1 protein-coding gene is annotated in these 432 nt (G+C 33.8%); it reads right to left on the bottom strand.

The annotated features are described in order from the left end of the window. Window positions 1-56 precede the first annotated feature (56 nt). Window positions 57-432 (bottom strand): hypothetical protein (locus D7Y04_RS46205; protein WP_233601867.1); only part of this gene is annotated, 376 nt, incomplete at its 5' end.

Below are 432 nucleotides of genomic sequence, written 5' to 3'. Positions count from 1 at the left end.
GAGCGACATGATAAAGACAGAAAATAAAATCACATTTGTTTTTCCTTCAATCCTTTTCAGTTACATATTTCATTTCTCCCGAGTTTAAATATGAAGCGATTCTGTTCTTCTATCATTCTCGAGTCTAGGTTTTGTTTGAAATAAAAACTAAAATCAGGAGTCATAGACATAAAATGACTACAATTAATCACCTCTTCGTCTCCCTTTCTTCTTCTCAATTCACATCGTGTTGCTTGATTCACATTCATATAATTGGTATCGTTGCTTCTGTTCAAGTCGTTTTGATATACTGAATGAATGTTATTATAATTACTTTCACCCACACAAGGTAATCCTTTACAGTCATGCTTTTCTGTATAACCAGAAAAACGGAATTCTCGCTGGCCTTGATTATTATCACGATAATCATATACTACCCGAACAGGTTCTCTG

Source organism: Corallococcus sp. AB038B (assembly GCF_003668955.1).
Lineage (GTDB): Bacteria > Myxococcota > Myxococcia > Myxococcales > Myxococcaceae > Corallococcus > Corallococcus exiguus.
The sequence above is the reverse complement of the archived record's forward strand: the minus strand, read 5'-3'. Positions and strand labels throughout refer to the sequence as shown.